At 42.0% G+C, this 19206-nt stretch carries 20 protein-coding genes; 9 read left to right on the forward strand and 11 right to left on the reverse strand.

Features of this window, described 5'->3' with window-relative positions; all coding sequences use genetic code 11:
- Positions 1–131 precede the first annotated feature (131 nt).
- Positions 132–1649, forward strand: a complete 1518-nt coding sequence (locus AC0VYI_RS12460; protein WP_475449705.1) for a fumarate hydratase — start codon at positions 132–134, stop codon at positions 1647–1649.
- A gap of 208 nt (positions 1650–1857) precedes the next feature.
- Here the strand turns inward: AC0VYI_RS12460 and AC0VYI_RS12465 are convergent, their stop codons facing one another.
- Positions 1858–2160: an ArsR/SmtB family transcription factor gene (locus AC0VYI_RS12465; protein WP_475449707.1), complete on the reverse strand. Its 303-nt coding sequence runs from the start codon at positions 2158–2160 to the stop codon at positions 1858–1860.
- Positions 2161–2589: 429 nt separating this feature from the next.
- On the opposite strand from AC0VYI_RS12465, the gene ehuB reads away from it, so the two are divergent.
- The 8 genes from ehuB to AC0VYI_RS12505 all read left to right on the forward strand — a co-directional run bounded on the left by ehuB (position 2590) and on the right by AC0VYI_RS12505 (position 9951).
- Positions 2590–3438, forward strand: coding sequence for an ectoine/hydroxyectoine ABC transporter substrate-binding protein EhuB (gene ehuB / locus AC0VYI_RS12470; RefSeq protein WP_199476406.1), 849 nt, complete (start codon positions 2590–2592; stop codon positions 3436–3438).
- Between the two features lie 18 nt (positions 3439–3456).
- A complete protein-coding gene (ehuC, locus tag AC0VYI_RS12475) occupies positions 3457–4116 on the forward strand; it encodes an ectoine/hydroxyectoine ABC transporter permease subunit EhuC (protein ID WP_199476405.1) in 660 nt (219 codons plus the stop codon).
- Entirely contained in the window at positions 4116–4793 is a 678-nt protein-coding gene (gene ehuD, locus AC0VYI_RS12480) for an ectoine/hydroxyectoine ABC transporter permease subunit EhuD (protein ID WP_475449710.1), read from the forward strand. Before ehuC ends, ehuD begins: the two co-directional genes overlap by 1 nt.
- Positions 4790–5563: an ectoine/hydroxyectoine ABC transporter ATP-binding protein EhuA gene (ehuA, locus tag AC0VYI_RS12485; RefSeq protein ID WP_233407750.1), complete on the forward strand. Its 774-nt coding sequence runs from the start codon at positions 4790–4792 to the stop codon at positions 5561–5563. Before ehuD ends, ehuA begins: the two co-directional genes overlap by 4 nt.
- 209 nt (positions 5564–5772) lie before the next feature.
- Complete coding sequence (locus AC0VYI_RS12490; protein ID WP_475449712.1) at positions 5773–6945, forward strand: benzoate/H(+) symporter BenE family transporter; 1173 nt, start codon at positions 5773–5775, stop codon at positions 6943–6945.
- A gap of 21 nt (positions 6946–6966) precedes the next feature.
- Positions 6967–7584 carry a GntR family transcriptional regulator gene (locus AC0VYI_RS12495; RefSeq protein ID WP_475449714.1) on the forward strand — a complete coding sequence of 206 codons (618 nt, stop codon included), beginning with the start codon at positions 6967–6969 and terminating at the stop codon, positions 7582–7584.
- A 10-nt stretch (positions 7585–7594) separates the two neighbouring features.
- A complete protein-coding gene (locus AC0VYI_RS12500; RefSeq protein ID WP_475449716.1) occupies positions 7595–9250 on the forward strand; it encodes a tetratricopeptide repeat protein in 1656 nt (551 codons plus the stop codon).
- 8 nt (positions 9251–9258) lie between these two features.
- Complete coding sequence (locus AC0VYI_RS12505; protein WP_475449718.1) at positions 9259–9951, forward strand: sensor histidine kinase; 693 nt, start codon at positions 9259–9261, stop codon at positions 9949–9951.
- A 95-nt stretch (positions 9952–10046) separates the two neighbouring features.
- Here the strand turns inward: AC0VYI_RS12505 and AC0VYI_RS12510 are convergent, their stop codons facing one another.
- From AC0VYI_RS12510 to pta, 10 genes are all read right to left on the reverse strand, one after another.
- Complete coding sequence (locus tag AC0VYI_RS12510) at positions 10047–10700, reverse strand: sensor histidine kinase (protein WP_475449719.1); 654 nt, start codon at positions 10698–10700, stop codon at positions 10047–10049.
- The gene (locus AC0VYI_RS12515; protein ID WP_475449721.1) at positions 10681–11913 is read right to left on the reverse strand and encodes a response regulator; all 1233 of its coding nucleotides are present in this window, start codon (positions 11911–11913) and stop codon (positions 10681–10683) included. The genes AC0VYI_RS12510 and AC0VYI_RS12515 overlap by 20 nt, the downstream gene beginning before the upstream one ends.
- A gap of 25 nt (positions 11914–11938) precedes the next feature.
- Positions 11939–12145, reverse strand: a complete 207-nt coding sequence (locus tag AC0VYI_RS12520; RefSeq protein ID WP_475449723.1) for a DNA gyrase inhibitor YacG — start codon at positions 12143–12145, stop codon at positions 11939–11941.
- A gap of 17 nt (positions 12146–12162) precedes the next feature.
- Positions 12163–12774 carry a dephospho-CoA kinase gene (gene coaE / locus AC0VYI_RS12525; protein ID WP_475449725.1) on the reverse strand — a complete coding sequence of 204 codons (612 nt, stop codon included), beginning with the start codon at positions 12772–12774 and terminating at the stop codon, positions 12163–12165.
- Positions 12771–13565, reverse strand: a complete 795-nt coding sequence (locus AC0VYI_RS12530) for a prepilin peptidase (protein ID WP_475449727.1) — start codon at positions 13563–13565, stop codon at positions 12771–12773. The genes coaE and AC0VYI_RS12530 overlap by 4 nt, the downstream gene beginning before the upstream one ends.
- Complete coding sequence (locus AC0VYI_RS12535) at positions 13566–14630, reverse strand: type II secretion system F family protein (protein WP_475449729.1); 1065 nt, start codon at positions 14628–14630, stop codon at positions 13566–13568. It lies immediately after the preceding gene.
- Positions 14617–15573: a GspE/PulE family protein gene (locus tag AC0VYI_RS12540; protein WP_475449731.1), complete on the reverse strand. Its 957-nt coding sequence runs from the start codon at positions 15571–15573 to the stop codon at positions 14617–14619. Before AC0VYI_RS12540 ends, AC0VYI_RS12535 begins: the two co-directional genes overlap by 14 nt.
- Positions 15574–16032 (reverse strand): pilin, encoded by a 459-nt coding sequence (locus AC0VYI_RS12545; RefSeq protein WP_475449733.1) that lies wholly within the window; start codon positions 16030–16032, stop codon positions 15574–15576. It abuts the gene before it with no gap.
- 72 nt (positions 16033–16104) lie between these two features.
- On the reverse strand, positions 16105–16941 hold the full coding sequence (locus AC0VYI_RS12550; RefSeq protein ID WP_475449734.1) for a putative metalloprotease CJM1_0395 family protein: 837 nt from the start codon (positions 16939–16941) through the stop codon (positions 16105–16107).
- A gap of 125 nt (positions 16942–17066) precedes the next feature.
- On the reverse strand, positions 17067–19187 hold the full coding sequence (pta, locus tag AC0VYI_RS12555) for a phosphate acetyltransferase (protein ID WP_475449736.1): 2121 nt from the start codon (positions 19185–19187) through the stop codon (positions 17067–17069).
- Positions 19188–19206: the final 19 nt, after the last annotated feature.

Genomic DNA, 19206 nt, shown 5'->3' on the forward strand with positions numbered 1-19206 from the left:
TATTATCACTATATTTATTTTATGAATGCAGTGTATATCTTGTCTAAATAGACTCTAGGTCTTTCTTTGCGCTCGCGCATCTTTTACCATTTTGCCTTCGATTGATTCGTAATCCTCAGCAGGAGAGATGCATGAGCATTATCAAAGAGAGTGATTTGATTGATAGCGTAGCAGACGCGCTGCAATTTATTTCCTATTACCATCCGTTAGATTTCGTTAAAGCTGTTCATGAAGCCTATGAAAGAGAAGAGAGTACTGCGGCGAAAGATGCAATGGCGCAAATTCTTATCAATTCTCGTATGTGCGCCGAAGGGAAGCGTCCGATTTGCCAAGACACTGGTATCGTAACTGTTTTTATAAAAATTGGTATGAACGTTCAATGGGAAGGAACGAAGAGCGTCTCCGACATGATCAATGAAGGGGTGCGTCGTGCGTATACACTTCCTGAAAATGTTCTGCGAGCCTCTATTTTGGCAGACCCTGCTGGAGCGCGCAAAAACACGAAAGACAACACCCCTGCGGTAATACATATGGAAGTGGTGCCCGGTGACACGGTAGAAGTTCATGTTGCCGCAAAAGGAGGTGGTTCAGAAAACAAATCCAAACTGGCAATGCTGAACCCTTCTGACGATATTGTTGAATGGGTCAAGAAGACGGTTCCTACCATGGGGGCTGGCTGGTGTCCTCCAGGCATGTTGGGGATTGGGATTGGTGGTACCGCAGAGAAGGCCATGGTCATGGCAAAAGAATCTCTGATGGAGCCTGTTGATATTCACGAGCTTAAAGAGCGTGGCCCTCAAAACCGTGTGGAAGAACTTCGTCTTGCCATCTTTGATGCAGTCAACAACTTGGGTATTGGAGCGCAAGGTCTTGGTGGTTTAACAACGGTTCTTGATGTGAAAATCATGGATTATCCAACCCACGCCGCTTCTTTACCTGTGGCAATGATTCCAAACTGTGCGGCGACTCGCCATGCACACTTTGTATTGGATGGATCCGGTCCTGCTGATTTAGTGCCACCTTCTTTGGATGATTGGCCGGAAATTACTTGGGAAGTCGGAGAAAGTGTACGTCGCGTTAACTTGAACGAAGTGACGCCAGAAGAAGTTCAAAGCTGGAAACCGGGCGAAACCATATTATTAAACGGTAAGATGCTAACTGGTCGTGATGCGGCTCATAAGAAAATGGTCGAAATGATGGCCAATGTGGAAGAGCTGCCTGTTGACTTGAAAGGACGTTTTATTTACTACGTGGGTCCTGTTGATCCAGTTCGTGATGAAGCAGTTGGTCCCGCTGGTCCGACTACCTCTACTCGTATGGATAAGTTCACTCGTACTGTCCTAGAGAAAACAGGTCTGCTTGGTATGATTGGTAAAGCAGAGCGTGGTCCAATTGCCATTGAAGCGATTAAAGAATTTGGTGCTGTCTACTTAATGGCCGTGGGTGGCGCTGCTTATCTGGTATCAAAAGCCATTAAAAAAGCGGATGTAGTTGCTTTCCCAGAATTGGGAATGGAAGCGATTTACGAGTTTGACGTGGTCGATATGCCTGTTACTGTTGCCGTTGATTCTAAAGGCACATCTGTGCATGTAACAGGGCCAGCTGAGTGGAAAGCTCGCATTGAAGAACAAGCACTAGAAATTAAATAACAGCTATTTGTTCGCTTTATTGATAGTGCTTTTAAAGGCCATCATCTAAAAGGTGATGGCCTTTTTAGTTTTACTCTTACGATCATCTAACGATATGCCACAGGCCATAATGTGACATGAAAACTACCGCTTTGCTGTTGTCAACATTGACAAAATATAGATTTTCTCCTTGGTGTATTCAGTGAATTTAGCGCCATAAATGCATAATTTATAGTGTTTTTTTCAGAAGTTCGGCAAACTCCTCAATAACCGCTTCATTTCTCTGGTAATAGACCCATTGACCTTGACGGGTTGATGAGACGAGCCCGGCACGTTGAAGATTGGCTAAATGAGATGACACGGTCGATTGTGACAAGCCAGATTTTTCAAAAATTTTACCGACACAGACACCGAACTGGTAACTGGATTGACCTTGAAACTCCAAATGAGGCGTTTTTAACCAGCTTAGGATATCTCTTCTGGCTGGGTTAGAAAGCGATTTTATGATGTTGTCTAATTCATTTGGTGTCATTGGGGGAACCTGAACTGATGGCTTAACGTCGTTAGTTTTTGATCTACACAGTGGGCTTCTTATTGAAAAGCGTCATACCGTATTTCTATCTTGTAGTATCGTATTATACCGCTTCTTGAACAGGGAAGGTACGAATAAGTCGTGCTTTCCCACAATGCTGTTCATCTAAGGCTATATCATAAAAAGTTGTGTTTTTTGGGCATGACATTATTTCTTGTTAGCCATTCTCGTTATTGGTCCTTTCTTTCGCCTTGGCAGCCATTCTTAGCCACATCTTAACTCGTTAAAATACATGACATAATGTCAAAATCTATCAGTTAAAAACATTACAGAACTAATTAATTCTTGATCATTCTCTATAATTTATTTAGTGTTATAGAGTAATTTACTGGAAATTCCAGCGATAAATCACAAACGGAAGAGGGTAAGATGAAAAGAATATCGAGAAAATATATTATATCTCTAATGACTTTTGCGGTGGCTTTTTTTGCTGTATCAGCCTCTGCGGATACCTTATCAAAAATCAAACAAAGCGGAACGGCAACCATTGGTGTGGCAAACGAGGTTCCTTATGGTTACACAACACCGGAAGGGAAGCCCGCAGGTGAGGCGCCAACGATTGCAGTGCATGTTTTGCATGAGTTGGGTGTTAAGCACGTTAAAGTGGTGGTAACAGAATTTGGTTCTCTCATTCCTGGGCTTCGTGCAGGGCGTTTTGATGTGATTGCCGCAGGCATGTACATCACACCAAAACGTTGCAAACAAATTCTGTTTTCTAACCCAACCTACAGTATTGGTGAAGGTTTTCTGGTTAAAAATGGTAACCCTGCCAATCTTCATGGATACGGCGATGTCAAAAAGGATGATGTTAAGTTAGGGGTGATGTCCGGTTCTGTCGAATACGGTTATGCTCGCGACTTCGGCATAGGTTTGAGCAAAATTGTCGTTCTACCGGATTACCCATCTGGTGTTGCTGCTCTTAAATCTGGCCGAATTGATGCGCTTGCAGGTACCAGCCTAACTATGGCGTCGTTGGCCAAGAAGGACAACCATGTTGAGTTAGCACAGCCTTTCACGCCATTGAAGATCAAAGGTAAATCGATTAAAGGTTATGGTGGTTTTGGTTTCCGTCCATCAGATAAATCGCTACGTAATGCTTTTAACAAAGAGTTAAAGGGCTTTATTGGATCAAAAGCACACCTTGCTATGATTGAACCATATGGTTTTGGTAAGTACACCTTACCTGGCAATATGACGGCGGCAAAACTATGTCAATAATATAGAGGAATCAGACTCATGGAATTTGGAGAAATAGTCTCCGTCTTACTCCAGGGCGCTGTTGTCACAATAAAAATCGTGGCAATGGCATTGCCTCTCGCAGCAGTAATGGCCTTTATTTTTGGTTTGATACGGCTCTATTCACCCGCACCATTTAAGCAGATTGCTATTTTCTACATTGAGTTTTTTCGTGGAACATCAGCGTTAATTCAGCTTTATTGGATCTATTTTGTACTGCCATTTTTCGGTATTACGATTGATGCTATGACAGCAGCGGTGGTGGCGTTAGGGCTGAATATTGGCGCCTATGGAACGGAAGTCGTGCGAGGCGCAGTGCAATCCGTACCGAAGGGGCAATATGAAGCGTCTATCGCATTAAACTTTACGGCAAGGCAAAGAGTTTGGCGAATAATTTTACCTCAAGCCTTTGTTAATATGATTCCACCTTTTGGGAACTTAGCCATCGAACTTGTTAAAGCAACATCATTGGTTTCTTTAATCACAATTGGTGATTTAACCTTTAAAGCGAAATCCCTCGCGGACACAACGTTGCAAGTAGGGGAAATTTTCGGTGTTGTTTTATTCTTATATTTCATCATGTCTCAAGCACTAGCACTTCTATTTAAATTGTTAGAAAAACGCTTAAGTAAAGGTTTGGGGCGCGGAGGTATTAATTGATGAATGGTTTTAGTTGGGATTGGGCATTTGCGTGGGAAGTGCTTCCTATGATTTTGTCAGCCGCTAAAGTGACGTTGTTAGCAACCTTGCTTGGTAGTATTTTTGCCATTTTCATGGGACTTGTGTTTGCTCTGTTACGCCGTAGCCCAAGTCGAATTCTCCGCAATAGTATATATTGGTTAGTGGAATTTATTCGAAGTACGCCTTTGTTGGTGCAAATCTTTTTTCTATATTATGTGATGCCCGAGTTTGGCATCAGTATGTCTCCTTTAATGACAGGGGTATTTGCCCTTGGCCTACACTATGGCACCTATTTATCAGAAGTATTTCGAAGCGGGATTGATGGAATTGAAAAAGGTCAGTGGGAAGCCGCTCGGGCGTTGAATTTAACAACAATAGATACTTACAAAGATATCGTTTTACCTCAGGCTATTCGTCCAATGATCCCCGCAACAGGCAATTACATTATTGCAATGTTTAAAGAAACGCCTCAGTTATCGGCTATTACATTATTAGAAATGTTGCAGGTCGCGAAAATTATTGGCTCTGAAAATTTCCGCTATTTGGAACCATTCACCTTAGTTGGAATTTTATACCTAGTGTTTAGTATCGTCGCGGCTTACGGTATTCATCAAATAGAAAAACGCTTTCCAAAAGAAGGATTTACCCTAAAATGAGTACGCCTATTATTGAATTTAAAAACGTAAAAAAACGCTTTGGCGACACAACCATTTTTAGTGATTTTAACTTTACAGTAGAAGAGAATGAAATTGTCTCTATTATTGGACCCAGCGGTTCAGGCAAAAGTACACTTCTGAGAATTTTAATGACGCTTGAGGGAATTGATGGTGGTTACATTAATGTTGCAGGGGAGTCTTTATGGCATATGTACTGGCAAGGTCAGTATGTTCCAGCAAACAGCAAACATCTACATAAAATGCGCAATCACTTAGGAATGGTGTTTCAGCATTTTAATTTGTTTCCCCATATGAGTGTGAAGAGAAATATTACAGAGGCTCCTATGCGTGTTAAGGGAATGTCACGTGAGGAAGCTGAAGAGTCTGCAGAAAAGCTGCTTAATCTCGTTGGATTAGCTGATAAAGCCGATAGCTACCCCAACGATTTATCTGGGGGACAAAAACAACGGGTTGGCATTGCTAGGGCCTTAGCAATGAAACCTTCCATTTTGTTGCTAGATGAAATCACTTCTGCTCTTGATCCCGAGTTGGTAGATGAAGTGCTTGATGTGATTCGTAATCTAGTTAAAGAAGACAGCTTTACAATGCTACTGGTGACGCATGAAATGTACTTTGCCCGTGAGATTAGTGATCGGGTGTGTTTTTTTGATAAAGGCACCATAGTGGAAGAGGGCAAGCCTGAGGAAATTTTTACCGCTCCTAAACATGAGAGAACAAAAGCCTTCTTGAATGCCTATTTAGGTCAATAATTTTTAATAACTATTTGAGACTTATTATATTTTTATCAGCTTGATTCAAGTCTTATCAGACGAATAAATCAATCAAATTTGGGTCACCCAATGATACATGGGCGATTTGAATTTGATTTTTTTTATGGTTGAAATAAAAAATGTATACAAAAATTATCTTCTTTCAGATATGGTTGTCTTTTTCTATCATGCGGTTTGGGGATATCGGTATGCAGTCTATACTCAAAGACTTTAGCTTTAGTGCAGTGACAGCGGGACTTGTCGCGGTTCTGATCGGTTTTGCTAGTTCTGTTGCAATTGTTTTTCAGGCAGCAAAAGCAGCAGGTGCAGACTCTCATGTCATCGTGTCTTGGATTATGGCGCTAGGTTTAGGTATGGGTTTTACCTGTTTTATGCTTTCTTTATGGTATAAAGCGCCTGTTATTACTGCTTGGTCAACTCCTGGAGCGGCTTTATTAGCAACCAGTTTAGGAAGTATCAGCTATGCGGATGTTATTGGTGTTTTTGTTTTTGCAGGCGTACTGACTCTATTGACAGGCGTTTCCGGGGTATTTGAAAAGTTTATGCGGCTAGTGCCTGTCCCCATTGCTTCGGCGATGCTTGCTGGTGTGCTGTTTGAGTTTGGTTTAGGCATCTTTACCTCTCTTAAAAGCGATCCTTATTTGGTTGCCATCATGATAGCCACTTATTTGCTTGTTAAATTGATTTTGCCTAGATATGTTGTGCTAGCGGTGTTAATCGTCGGTACCGTCTATGCTTTAGTGAGAACCCATGGCACTTTATTGGCAAATGTTCCTCTTGGTATAGGGCAGTTCGTTTGGGTTTGGCCGCAATGGAATCTTAGTGCTTTAATCGGCGTTGGTGTGCCACTATTTATTGTCACTATGACATCACAAAACATTCCTGGTGTGACCGTCATGAGAATCAACCGTTATGATACACCTGTTTCTCCCCTGATTAGTTGGACAGGATTCACTTCGATTCTCTTAGCTCCATTAGGAGGATTTGCCTTTAACTTAGCAGCCATTACTGCTGCCATTTGTTCGGGGGATGAGTGCCATAAAGACCCTAAGCGTCGTTATATTGCTGGTTTATCCGCTGGAGTTTTTTATATAGCGGCTGGATTAGCTGGAACCTCAGTGGTTGCTCTTTTTGCTGCTTTCCCTCAAACAATGGTTGCCGCATTAGCCGGTATTGCATTACTCGGAACGATTGCGATGAATCTAAAGAGTGCTATGTCTGATGATACATGTAGAGAACCAGCGTTAGTTACCTTTTTGGTCACGGCATCTGGTGTCTCTTTCTTTGGGATCGCTTCAGCCTTTTGGGGGATTGTTCTAGGAGCCGTCTTTCTGTTGGCATTTAAGGTTTTCAAAAAATGATAAGTCAAGGCGAGTGTGATTGTGCTTTCAGAGAAAATAAAAGACGATATTCTTAACAATGTACTGCCTAAGGGAGTGCCTCTGAGGCAGGTTGAGTTATCAAAACGCTATGGTGTGAGTAGAATACCAATACGAGACTCGTTACTCGCATTAAAAGCAGAGGGCTGGCTTGTTCCGCATGGTAAAGCCGGCCTGATGGTGCCTAATTTACATTGGAAAGAAGCAGAAGAACTGTATTTAATGCGATCACAATTAGAGGTTCTTCTTTTGTCATTTGCGTTTGATTTTATTAGGCAAAAAGATGTAACAAAAGCACATAAGATTTTAGCGGCCCTTGAACAAGATGAGCTAACCTTAATTGAGAAGGGAAATTTAAATTGGCTTTTTCATGAAATTTTATATCTGCCTGCCGATAAGCAAAGCATACATAAGACAGTGTCCAGCATTAATCAACAAGTGACACGTTATATTGGCTTTCAATATGGGCCGATGGGGTATAAAAGTCAAAGCCAACAAGATCATTATGAGCTACTGGAATTGATTCGGTTAAAAAAGAAGTCTGCCGCGCTCTCTTTGTTAAAACAGCACATTGAAGAAGCCGGTGAGGAATTGACAAGGTTCTTAAAGTCAATAGATTGATAGGTATGAAGTGAATAAAGACGCTATTAAAAAGACAAGCGCCCAAGCTTTTACATCTTACGCGAATTATTCAGCGTTGGTTGCTGATGAGTTTGAAAACTCTCGAAAATCGGTTAAGCAAATGTTAACGACGATCGGTATCGGTCAGATCGATCAAACCGCAACGGGTAAAGGTGTGATTGATGCGTGCCGAGCCAAAAAATACGATCTGATTTTATGTGACTTTCGCTTGGGCACAGGTAAAAACGGTCTGCAAGTTCTAGATGAGCTGCGACAATTAGATTTGATCAAACCATCCGCTTTTTTTGTCATCATTTCTGCTGAAACAAGTCGTGATATTGTGTTTGGCATTTTGGAGTCTTCACCAGATGATTACCTTGGAAAGCCTTTTACAGAGGGGGTGCTAAGTAAGCGAATAGAGCGCCTATTTGCCCAAAATGTTGAGTTAGAAGACATAAAAAAGGCGATTTCGAATAAGCAGTATGAAACAGTTGTGACGCTTTGTAGTGCGCATATTCAACACGAAGGTCGTTATTCTCCTTGGTGCAAACGTACCCTCATTGATGCCTTTTTAGAATTAAAGTCATGGGAAAAGCTGACAGAGTTATGTGAAGAAACATTAGCTGTGCGGGATATAGACTGGGCTTTGCTGGGGTTGGTTCGTATGCATGTTGCCAAGGAAGATTGGAGTAAAGCGATTAAATCAGCCCAGACCTTGGTTCAAAAGTTTCCACAGTGCATTCAAGCTTATGACCTACTCGCACTAAGCTTTGAAAAAAAAGGGATGCATACTCAGGCACAAGAGGTGTTAGAGTCTGCCTTAAAAATCTCTCCGCTTCGTCATGAACGTCAGCAAAAAATGGTTGATATCAGTTTGGAGAATGGTGACTCACAAAGTGCCGTCAAAGCGAGTCAACAAACGCTTAAGCTTGTCACAAACACTATTAATGAATCCCCTGAACAGTATTTTCAATTGGCTGAAATTTTATCAGAAGCGGCAACAGAGTTAACCGGATCGGATAAAAAAAGAATGGCAGCAGAAGCCTTGGCGGCCCTCACTAAGGTTTCTAAAAAATATACGAATGATCATGAAATTCGTATCAAAAAGGCACTGTCTGAAAGTCGTATCTATGCTCGACAAGGGCAAACAAAACTACGTGATGACACATTGGCTTCTGCAAAAAAACTAATCGAACAATCACCCGAGGCAAATACAATCGATGTTCGCATTCAATTAGGTAAATCGCTTTATTTAGCAGGAAGAGAAGAAGAAGCTAAACAAGAATGGAAAGAATTAGCGGCCAATAATACGCTAACAAGCGATCAATCTAAAGCCATGTCAGATTTCTTAGATGAGCCCATTCCAATAGGGGCAAGAGGTAAGGCGAAAGCGATTAATGGCAGCGGCTTGGCCGCTTATGCGCAAAATGATTTTGATCAAGCCATTGAACTATTTGAAGAGGCAATAAAAATTTCCCCCCATCATCCAGGGCTTAATATGAATTATATCCAAGCTGCTCTAAAAAAGATGGGAAAAAAAACGACGGATGGATTTTTATTAGCAGAATGTAAACAAGCCTTAACGAGAGCGGGTCATATCACATCGACTCATAAGCAGTATTCTCGTTATATTAAGTTGAAAAAGCTAATTTCAAAAAGTGAGTGATTATGGGCATGAACGACGTAGAAAGAAAAAACGAGTTTTATCATGTGATGGATGCGTCTATCCAAGATATGAAAAACTCTCTAAATTTGCTACAGCATACGCTTGAAAAAATGCCAACGGCCGATAAAGGGATTTCATTAGATGAGGTAGAGGCAAAGACATTGCACTACGAAGTCACTCGGTTACAAAATAGCACCGAGCAGCTTTATAGTCTTTACTTGCTTGAAAATGACAAATTGAGTTTGCAGCTGAAGGAAGTGTATATACTTGAGTTGATTGAAGAAAGAATGATTTCTCATGCCGCACTCTTATCACGATTTAACGTACAAGTTGACTTTGACATCGATGAACAAATATACGTTTATAGTGATCCAGCAATGCTTTCTCAGGTGTTAGATATTGCCCTGGTTAACGCGGCTCGATATACCAATAATCGTATTTATATCAAGGTTTCTCCTGTTGAAAATGGTGCCATTATTACGGTGGAAGATAATGGTCAAGGGTATCCTGATTTTGTTTTAGAAGATTTTTCGAATGTGATAAACGAAAAAGAATTGGCCAATTTAACGAATCAAATGTTGGCTTGGTATTTTTGTCATAGTATCGCGCATATGCACCATAGCAAAAAAGTAAAAGGCTGGGTGAAGTTGGATAATGATGGTCAGTTAGGTGGAAGCCGTTTCCAGATTTTTATTCCCTGAGGTGGCTTTTTAATGGGTAGTCCTTCCTACTTTGACCTTTAACGACTTAAGCACACGTGCCACTAAGTTTTTACTTATGTGGCTAGAGGCCCAGTTTATTGAGGTAGATAAATGGCCAAACGGGCGCCTTTTAGGGTTGGTGAGCGTTCTTTTTTCAAGAAGCCAGATTTACCTTTACTGATGTGGGCATTGGCTGAGAGCTGCGCAAAATAGAGGCCAAGTCCCGTGTTGGATTCGACTAAATCTTCCTCTTCACTGTTATCAAACCCATGTCCGTCGTCATCAATGCCAATAATAAGGTAGCCATCTTCTATGCTAGCATTGATTTCTATTGTACTGCGAGCAAACCGCAGAGCATTATAGACGGCGGTTCCCACGACGGCAGTCATCAACCTTTCATCGAATACACCCATTAGGTTTTCGGGGCATGCGTATGTTAGCTTGAGATTCTTCGCATTTGCAGAGCTGAGTAACGCAAAGACTTGATCGTCTAAAAATTCATCAATAGAAAAGGTATCTACATGAAGCTGATATCCATCCGAGGCCAGTTTATATAAGTAAAGGTATTCCACCCACTCATCGTTGAGTTTTTTTAAAGATTCCTCGATTATCGTAATTTTTTTATTTTTGCTATCACTTTCAGGAATGGACTCTTTGAGCCCTTGAAGCTGATACAGAAGCGTGCCAACCTGATTTTTACTCTCGTGAATGGCGCTTGCTAAGATAGTGCTAATGTCCATTTTCTTCATTTTTTTCCCCAAAAGCGGCGTGATAATGAGTAAGTTGTTGATCGGTTGGTGCTGTTGCCTCACCAGACTCTGCTTCCTGTTGCCAAAGTTTCAAAAAGCCCTTTGCTGTTATAAAGTCTTTCTCTAGTAGCGCTAATTCTAGCTGATAAGAATAGGTTTTTGCCCTGGTATCTGACTCTTCAAAAAAATAACGGTGTATTTTCTTAAGTGTAATATTAAATTGCTCTTTTTGTCTGCTTTGTAACGGTGTGGATTCTGCTAGCTTGACGATAGATTCAATGTGGCGAAGATAAACATCCGATGTATTGTAGCAAGAGTGCCTGGCTAGAAACACAGCGCGTCGAAAAGCCGATTCAGCCGTTAAATAATCACCGATGGTAAAGCTTAGCTCGCCAAGGTGGATTTGTCTCAATAAATTTTTTGGCGATCGTTGCAGGGCCTCTATTAGAATGGATTGAGCCTCATGATATTTTTTTTGTGCGGTTTTTATTTTCGCTAACCAATCATAAGCACTAACAAAAAAACGATTATCAAGCATCAATTGTCGAAATTTGTTTTCGGATTTATCGAGCATCCCCATATAGAAGCAAGCCTTGGCTTCGCCAAAGAGAGCCCATGGCATTTTTCTGTCCTTCAAGATGTTACTAAACAAGGCTAGAGCTTGCTCGTACTGCTCTTTTTCTATCAGGCAATCACCGATAACTCGCTGACATTTTCCCTCTAAAGAAGGGTGTTGTTCCATAACCTGTTTAGCCTCTTCCATCGCTTTATCGTAGTCTTTCTGATCCAAGGCTCTATTGACTTTATAGAGGCGGTTTTTCATTTCTAACAGTTTGCTTAAGCGGCGTTGCAAAACCGCTTGCGAAAATGGCTTGGTGATGTAGCCATCAGGTTGAAATTCAATGGCTCCCATTACCATTTCGATAGAGGTTTCCGCCGTTACCATAAGATAGGTTGCGGTATTAGGAATGAGGTTGGAATGTCGGACTTCTTCTAACAGCTGCTGACCATCTTTACCGTTACCAAGATTGTAATCCGATAAAATAACATCAAAAGATTGTGTTTTTAGTAGCTCCATAGCGGTTTCTGCTTTCATCGCTATTTCAATGTGACGAAAGCCAAAATCGCTTAGCATTTTCTTTTGCATGATGCGCGCTTCTGCCATATCTTCTATAAGCAAAGCTTTTTTACTTGCAAAATCGCTACTATCCATACTAGGATCCGTTTTGTCTAAAGAGTTAAAGAAATGATTTATTTGGGTCTACTTCTAGCGTATCAGAAAATATCTCCTCTTCATCTGATGTCTGTTGTGGGATAGCATAAGACTCACTGGCCCATTCTCCTAGATCAATTAATTTACACTTCGCACTGCAAAATGGGCGATCAACATTATCTGTGCTCCATTCCATTTTTTTTCGGCAAGTAGGGCATGCGATCATAGTCATTTTTAATACTCGTTCTCTTATAATAGCTCTAAAATTCGATTATGTAATTGTTCGACTTTTTTACTCAAATCATTGATGTCATTGCTATCATTATTAATGATGAGATCCGCTTTTTTTAAACGCTCTTCGTTAGTCAACTGGCTTGCTAGGATGCTATCTATCTGTCCTGAGGATACGCTATCCCTTGCTAACACTCTTTCCTTTTGTGTTTGCGCGGAAGTGTCTACAGCAATCGTCAACTGGCAGATAGTATTTTGTTTCGTCTCAAATAAAAGTGGATGAACCAATAATACATAGGCCGAAGTTGCATGAGCCAATTTCGTTGTAAGGCTATCGCGAATAATTGGGTGGGTTAAAGATTCAAGCCAAAGCTTCTCTTTAGGCTGTTTGAAAATAATGTCGCGAAGGGCTTTGCGATCCAAACTGCCATCTTGTTGTAATATTTTTTTGCCAAAATGCTTCTGGATTTCATTGAGACAATAGGATCCCACAGTGACAACATCACGGGCAACGTCATCGGCATCAACACTTTGTATTCCAAGTCGGTTAAAAAAAACCGCAATAGTGGATTTACCAGACCCTATGCCACCAGCAAGGCCAACAATAGGTGTTTTTTTTTCTACAGTCATAAATTCAAATAATAGTAGTGGATGATCCCTGAAAGAAACAAAAACGGTCCAAAGGGAATCGGTTCTTTGTTTTTTTCGCGGTATAGTGAAATATACAATATCCCCATTAAACTAGCATAGAGTAACAGCGTAGTTAAATGTAATACTCCTAGCCAAGCTCCAAGCGTCGCCAGAAGTTTCACATCTCCCAGCCCAATGGCTTCAATATTTCTAAGCTTTAAGTACCCCCAACGTAGTAGGTAAAGAGCACTATACCCCACAATCATACCAAGAACTGTATTTTCCAATGCATCAGAGTGAATGCCTAGGAATAAGGCAGCAGAGAGAGCAATTAAGCAGCATTCATCAGGAATGAGTTGATGCTGATAGTCGATAATGGCTGCCGTAAATAGGGAACATATCAAGAGACTATTAAGTGCCAATGTCATTAGATCATGGCATGTTAATAAAAGTGGCAAACAAATGCACAAACAAGCACTTTCTATCAAAACATAGAGTGGCGAAATCTTCATGTGGCAATGACGACAGCGTCCTTGTAACAAGCAATAGCTCAGAATGGGGATTAAGTCTTTCCAAGGAAGAGGGGAATAGCAGCTCTCACACCGAGAACGTCCATCCGATATGCCTTTTGGCATTGTGGATTCAAAAGGAATGCCTAACGTATCATGCGCTTCTTTTTGCCACAAATACTCACTTAGGCGTGGCCAGCGAATGGTAAATAAAGCTGCAAAGCTGCCAATACAAAGAATAATAAGAACAAATGAAACAACTTGGCTTGGGGTGAAAGGCATTTAGGGAATCTCTAATAACGGTCTATAAAGTGATAACAAAGAAGAGGTAACAAAGCCACCTGCAATGATCAGACATAAAGCAGGAATGACTTTTTCATATAAAGATACGGCTTTCGACCATTTTTTGGTGTGTTGGAGTGTTGCCAGCTTTAACGCTCGCTCTATGCTGCCCCCTTGTGAAGTAGATTGCAATGCAACATTTGCTTCATTGGGAAACCAACCCATTGGGAAGCTTTGTTGGTAGTCTTGTCCAAGTTTTAACTTGTAATAGACCATTAAAATATCACGCTTTATACCGTTGTGTTCAAAGTAACGGGGCATTGAATAAAGTGCTTGCTGTAGAGGATAACCTGTTTTACGCGTGGTCTCTAAAAGGGCAAATAATTTCGCAAGACGAAAATGTGGATTCAGTCTTTCAAATAGGTTGCAAGCATTGCCATTGCCTAGGCTAATGGCAACACCAGCCTGTATCAGACTGGTGAGAGCATATATACTGCCCGCCAACGTAATATCAAGTAGATGATGATCTGTCGCTTTGCTCAAGAAGAGCGTGTGGAGTATTTTCATGATGAGAGAAATTTGAATAATACAAAAAGGATAGGCAATGCTTTTCAGTAGCCGATTTGACCAGTTTAACAGCGTTTCTAGTTGCAAAATCGACACGGATAACCCTTGTTCCAAGTCATCTCTAGAGCCGTCAGGACGGATCAGTTTGCAATAAGCTTGGGCGTGAGCAGTACTAAGACTCGAAATGATTCGATTAAAGTCGGTGCCCTTTTTCATTTCCTCTAGAATGGCTTGACAGTTTTCGGATAGGTGAGAGTCACTGGTTATCTGCGATAGATTGTCTATTGCTTGATTAAGTTGAAACCCTGACTGCAGTGCACTTTGCAGCTCCTGATAGAACGCTAATAAGCGCTTGTAGTTAAATTTTTGGGGCTGCCAAACGCTCCACTTAACTCGCAAAGTACCACGGTTAATAAGAAAAAGTTGTAAGTCTTTTTCTGAGTCAAAAAAATGGTACTGTTTTTCTTCTTTTTGATACTGAATTTTATACCAAGGCATCGCCATCACTATGTATATTGGATTTATTGTAGACACACCAGAATTTAGGTGAGGACACTAAAGTTTGATAATCTGGGGGCAAGGTGTCTCGCCATGTTGGAGCAATGGCGGTGAATAATGCGTGTTGACTGTCTTTTTGATAACTCATGTTTTGATGGATGATCAAACGAACAGAACTAACAAATGAGAAAAAATCTACATTCCAGTTATGACATCTATAAACCGCATCTAACGCCGAGTTGGTATGCAATGTTGCTAAGACCAAGTGACCTGTTAAAGCGGCTGTTAAAGCAAGGTTTGCCGTTTCGGCATCTCTTATTTCGCCGACCATAATGACATCTGGATCTTGTCGTAACAACGATTTGAGTAAAGTCGTTGGATATTGACCAATGTTTGGGTTCGGTTCGCATTGGTAGACATTCGGGATCTCGTGCTCTACGGGGTCTTCTATAGTAAAGAGCGTTTTATTTCCCCTTTTACTAAGGTAGTTTAGGCAAGAATAAAGTGTTGTGCTTTTCCCTGCACCAGTTGCGCCACAGGCTAAAATTAAGCCATTTCCCATATCGAGAGAGTGCTTTAAGCTCTTAAGTAATGAGGGCTGCATGCCAATTTTACCAAGATCAAAGCGACGTTTTTCAGGTAACAGCCTCAGTGCCACTTTTTCGCCTTTTACGGTAGCAATGATGCTCACTCGAACGAAGGTATCGAGCTGCTGATGAGAGAAGGTAAATTGGCCTTCTTGCGTGCGTCGTGTTTCAGATAAGTCTAAGTTAGAACGCATTTTTACTCGGTTGATAAGTGTGTTGGACGCATCTAGCTTGGTCAGCGGCGATACTTGTCCTAGGTGGCGCAGAGAAACCTGAATATGTTCTTTGGTTTGTTCAATATGTATGTCTGTCGCATTAGATTGAATGGCATTAAGAAGAATCTCTTCAAGGGTCATTTAATTGCCCTCCGAAGTTGTTGCAATGCTGGTACACTTAGGGGGTAGTACCGATGCATTTAAATCGGATTCACAATGCCATTGACGATTTTCATCACGGGTATAAGTAATAGTTTGCCCCGCCTTTATCCCCGTATTTTCATTGAGTGTGATGACGATATTTCCCGTTGCTTCGCTTGGATCTGTCACTGCAATGCTTTTGGCAATTGAATCATCAGGTAGGGGCTGGACAAGTTTTTTAAAGGCTTGTTCTGCTGGAAATTTACCGTTTAGAAGAATGTATTCTTCCACTAAAGACTGATTTTGTGTGGCTAGGTTTTGGGCTTCAACCAATTTTGCCTTGGTGATTTGACGAACAAAAGTGGGGGCGCTGAATGCCGCTAAAATCGAAATGATGGCAATAACCACCATTAGCTCTAGTAGGGTAAAACCCTGTTGTTTAGTTGGGGACGTGGCCATGCTTCGCTCCTTGAAGTCTTTGGTAAATCAGAAGTTAGCATCCTGCTAACCTTTTTTTGATGGCCAAATACCTTAAACGATCTGATTTAAAAAATCACCCCTTCGGCTGGTGTCGTCTTTATATACGTTGAATCTGCTATTTTGCATGCCGGAGGTGATATCAGTTTGAGGTGAAGTGACGTTGGGGGCTGAGACCTCTGAGGTGTCTGACTGGTTGCGAGTGTCGTTGACATTTGAATCCGTTAGACGGCTATTTTGAGTCGCAAGTTTTTCTTGCTGTTGCTTAGCCAGCTTTTGTCTTGCTTGCTGGATGATAGCCTGTGCTTCGGCTGCGGCTTTTCTATCGGCACCTGAAGGTTCGGCAGGAGCCAAAGCTGCACGATACACCTGCTCCATATCAGCAATGGTTTTTTCAGGATCTTGTGAAGTTGGACTAACAATGATGGAGACTTCGCCATCTGTAATGTAGCGCTGACCATCAGGGCCTTGGGTGTAAGTATAGGAAGGGGAGCCCGTTTTGGCTCCGCCAACAGAAGCATGAGCTTGCTCGTGAATTCTTACTTCTTGGTCTCGACGTTTGAGACTCTCTAATTGTTTTTCTTCCTCTGGGGTTAAATCATTGCTCTGATTTAACCCATTTTTGGTAGAGCCTTCTTTTTGTTGCTTTTGCTGTTCTTTATCATCATTTGTTTTTTCGTTAACACGAGCAGGCTCTTTGTTGTTTTGAGACAAAGCCTGGCCCTGTTCGGACAAGCGAATCACAAAATCACTGGAAGCTTTAGCATTTACTGCATTGAGGGAAGTTTGATCGTTGGTATCATCGTGGCGTTGGTCAAACGCAGAATAGCCTGATGACGGATTGTTCATCATGGTATGACTTGAAATGGCATGAGGAAGGCTGCCAGACATGAGAGTTGACCTATAAAAGTACCAGTTTATTACGTCTTTAGAATACGAGATAGATCAAAAAATGTCCAATAAAAAGCAAGGCATCATGGCCTTGCTTTTTATTGTTTGCCGATACTATGTATAGCTTACGGTTTGTCCGCTTTAGCGGCTAAGGCCGAAGCTTGTCCAGCTTGAATCGCGGTAATCGCAATTGTATAAACAATATCATCAACCAAAGCGCCACGAGACAAGTCGTTAACTGGCTTACGAATACCTTGAAGCATTGGACCAATACTAACAACGTCAGCGCTTCGTTGAACGGCTTTGTATGTGGTATTACCCGTATTTAGGTCAGGGAAGATGAATACGGTTGCCTTGCCAGCGACTTTGCTATCTGGCGCTTTTTGTTTGGCGACTTTTTCCATAATCGCTGCATCATATTGCAGAGGGCCGTCAATCAATAGATCAGGGCGGCGCTTCTGGGCAATGGCTGTAGCTTCACGTACTTTGTCTACATCGTTACCACTACCTGATCCGCCTGTACTGTAGCTGATCATCGCGACTTTCGGAGCAATACCAAAAGCTGTGGCAGAGTCAGCACTTTGAATGGCAATTTCAGCTAATTGCTCTGCGGTTGGATCAGGGTTGATCGCGCAATCGCCATAGACCAATACTTGATCTGGTAGACACATAAAAAAGACAGAAGAAACGAGTGATGCATTGGGGGAGGTTTTCACCAGCTGGAGAGCAGGGCGAATTGTATTGGCGGTGGTGTGAACCGCTCCAGAAACCAACCCATCTACATCGTTAGCTTGCAGCATCATAGTGCCGAGTACAACGTTGTCTTCTAACTGCTCACGGGCAACAATATCTGTTAAGCCCCGGTGTTTTCTAAGCTCAACCATCGGAGCAACATAGCGTTCACGGATACTTGCCGGATCGAGAATTTCAACGCCGTGGCTAAGTTCTACACCGTTATTCTGTGCAATGCGTATAATTTCAGCTTCGTTGCCAAGCAGAGTACAGCGGGCAATTCCCCGTTCCGCACAAATAGAAGCGGCTTGAATGGTGCGAATTTCTTCGCCTTCAGGCAGGATGATACGTTTATTCAGTGAGCGCGCTTGTTCAATTAAACGGTAACGGAACGCTGGAGGGGACAGTTTGCGTTCGTCTTGATTCATGGCAAACGAATTAATCCAATCATGGTCAATGCAGCGTGCAATGTGCTCTTTTACAGTAAGAATACGCTCCTTGTCATCAAGCGGTATCTCTTGATTGAACGATTGCATAGTGATGGCTGTTTCCCAACTGTTGGAGTCAACGGACAAAACAGGCAAACCTTTCGCCATGGCTTTACCACATAATGTCATTAAGGCTTCACTTGGCTGATAACCACCTGTTAGCACGAGGGCAGCAATTTTTGTATCGTTCAGTGCGGCAATCGCTGTTGCCATGATGATATCCGTACGATCACCTGGGGTGAAAACCAACACGCCAGGCTTTAACGCTTCTAACATGTTCTCAACACCACGAGCACATAAGGTATAGGATTGAACACGTCGCGTTTCTAAATCTCCAGCATTGACTATTTTGGCTTGTAAAAAGTCTGCAACGTCTTTTACTCGAGGGTAGGTTAGTTCATCTGAAACAGGGATTTGACCAAGTAAACTAAAGTTGCGCTTAAAAATAGCCCGTTGAGCAAACAAGTCACCGTAGGATTTTACTCCCAAAGAGCCTGGAATCGTCTTATTAAGAATACAACCAATCACATCGGGCGCTTTAATACCACCGTAAGAACCAGCGGCGATTTCCACATGGTGCTCCAATTCATTAACGCGCATATTATTTGGCGCTGTTACTAGAACAAGTCCAGCATCCAAGGTCCGTGCAATAGCTTTGTTTAAGCGAGTGGCATAAGGGTGGCCAGGAATTTGAGCAAGACCTTCTACTATGACCGTGGAGTCGGGTTCTACACTGGCTTGGAAGCGGCCAACCACTTCTTCCATTAACTCTTCGATATTATCATTGTACAAATAGCGTTCAGCTTCATGAAGAGGGATAGGCTCGGCTGGACTAAGAGTGGAGCCTTGAGCGACCATGGCAGTGGATTTATCGGGCCCACTGTCACCCGGATGAGGCTGGGCAATCGGTTTAAAAAAACTGGCTTTCAAGCCTTGTTGTTCTAAGGCTCTGACGAGTCCAACAGAGACGGATGTTAAACCAACACCCGGCCCCGTTGGTACTGTCATCAAGACATTGGTTGACATAATTTCACTTCCTGTATCT

This window comes from Marinomonas sp. 63XJN7_9_ISO-PGPR-S23-217, assembly GCF_056173515.1.

Excerpts from the sequence above, each read along its gene's own strand:
- AC0VYI_RS12460 (WP_475449705.1), top strand. The coding sequence starts at position 132 with ATGAGCATTATCAAAGAGAGTGATTTGATTGATAGCGTAGCAGACGCG.
- AC0VYI_RS12465 (WP_475449707.1), bottom strand. The coding sequence starts at position 2,160 with ATGACACCAAATGAATTAGACAACATCATAAAATCGCTTTCTAACCCA.
- ehuB (WP_199476406.1), top strand. The coding sequence starts at position 2,590 with ATGAAAAGAATATCGAGAAAATATATTATATCTCTAATGACTTTTGCG.
- ehuC (WP_199476405.1), top strand. The coding sequence starts at position 3,457 with ATGGAATTTGGAGAAATAGTCTCCGTCTTACTCCAGGGCGCTGTTGTC.
- ehuD (WP_475449710.1), top strand. The coding sequence starts at position 4,116 with ATGAATGGTTTTAGTTGGGATTGGGCATTTGCGTGGGAAGTGCTTCCT.
- ehuA (WP_233407750.1), top strand. The coding sequence starts at position 4,790 with ATGAGTACGCCTATTATTGAATTTAAAAACGTAAAAAAACGCTTTGGC.
- AC0VYI_RS12490 (WP_475449712.1), top strand. The coding sequence starts at position 5,773 with ATGCAGTCTATACTCAAAGACTTTAGCTTTAGTGCAGTGACAGCGGGA.
- AC0VYI_RS12505 (WP_475449718.1), top strand. The coding sequence starts at position 9,259 with ATGAACGACGTAGAAAGAAAAAACGAGTTTTATCATGTGATGGATGCG.
- AC0VYI_RS12510 (WP_475449719.1), bottom strand. The coding sequence starts at position 10,700 with ATGAAGAAAATGGACATTAGCACTATCTTAGCAAGCGCCATTCACGAG.
- AC0VYI_RS12515 (WP_475449721.1), bottom strand. The coding sequence starts at position 11,913 with ATGGATAGTAGCGATTTTGCAAGTAAAAAAGCTTTGCTTATAGAAGAT.
- AC0VYI_RS12520 (WP_475449723.1), bottom strand. The coding sequence starts at position 12,145 with ATGACTATGATCGCATGCCCTACTTGCCGAAAAAAAATGGAATGGAGC.
- coaE (WP_475449725.1), bottom strand. The coding sequence starts at position 12,774 with ATGACTGTAGAAAAAAAAACACCTATTGTTGGCCTTGCTGGTGGCATA.
- AC0VYI_RS12530 (WP_475449727.1), bottom strand. The coding sequence starts at position 13,565 with ATGCCTTTCACCCCAAGCCAAGTTGTTTCATTTGTTCTTATTATTCTT.
- AC0VYI_RS12535 (WP_475449729.1), bottom strand. The coding sequence starts at position 14,630 with ATGCCTTGGTATAAAATTCAGTATCAAAAAGAAGAAAAACAGTACCAT.
- AC0VYI_RS12540 (WP_475449731.1), bottom strand. The coding sequence starts at position 15,573 with ATGACCCTTGAAGAGATTCTTCTTAATGCCATTCAATCTAATGCGACA.
- AC0VYI_RS12545 (WP_475449733.1), bottom strand. The coding sequence starts at position 16,032 with ATGGCCACGTCCCCAACTAAACAACAGGGTTTTACCCTACTAGAGCTA.
- AC0VYI_RS12550 (WP_475449734.1), bottom strand. The coding sequence starts at position 16,941 with ATGTCTGGCAGCCTTCCTCATGCCATTTCAAGTCATACCATGATGAAC.
- pta (WP_475449736.1), bottom strand. The coding sequence starts at position 19,187 with ATGTCAACCAATGTCTTGATGACAGTACCAACGGGGCCGGGTGTTGGT.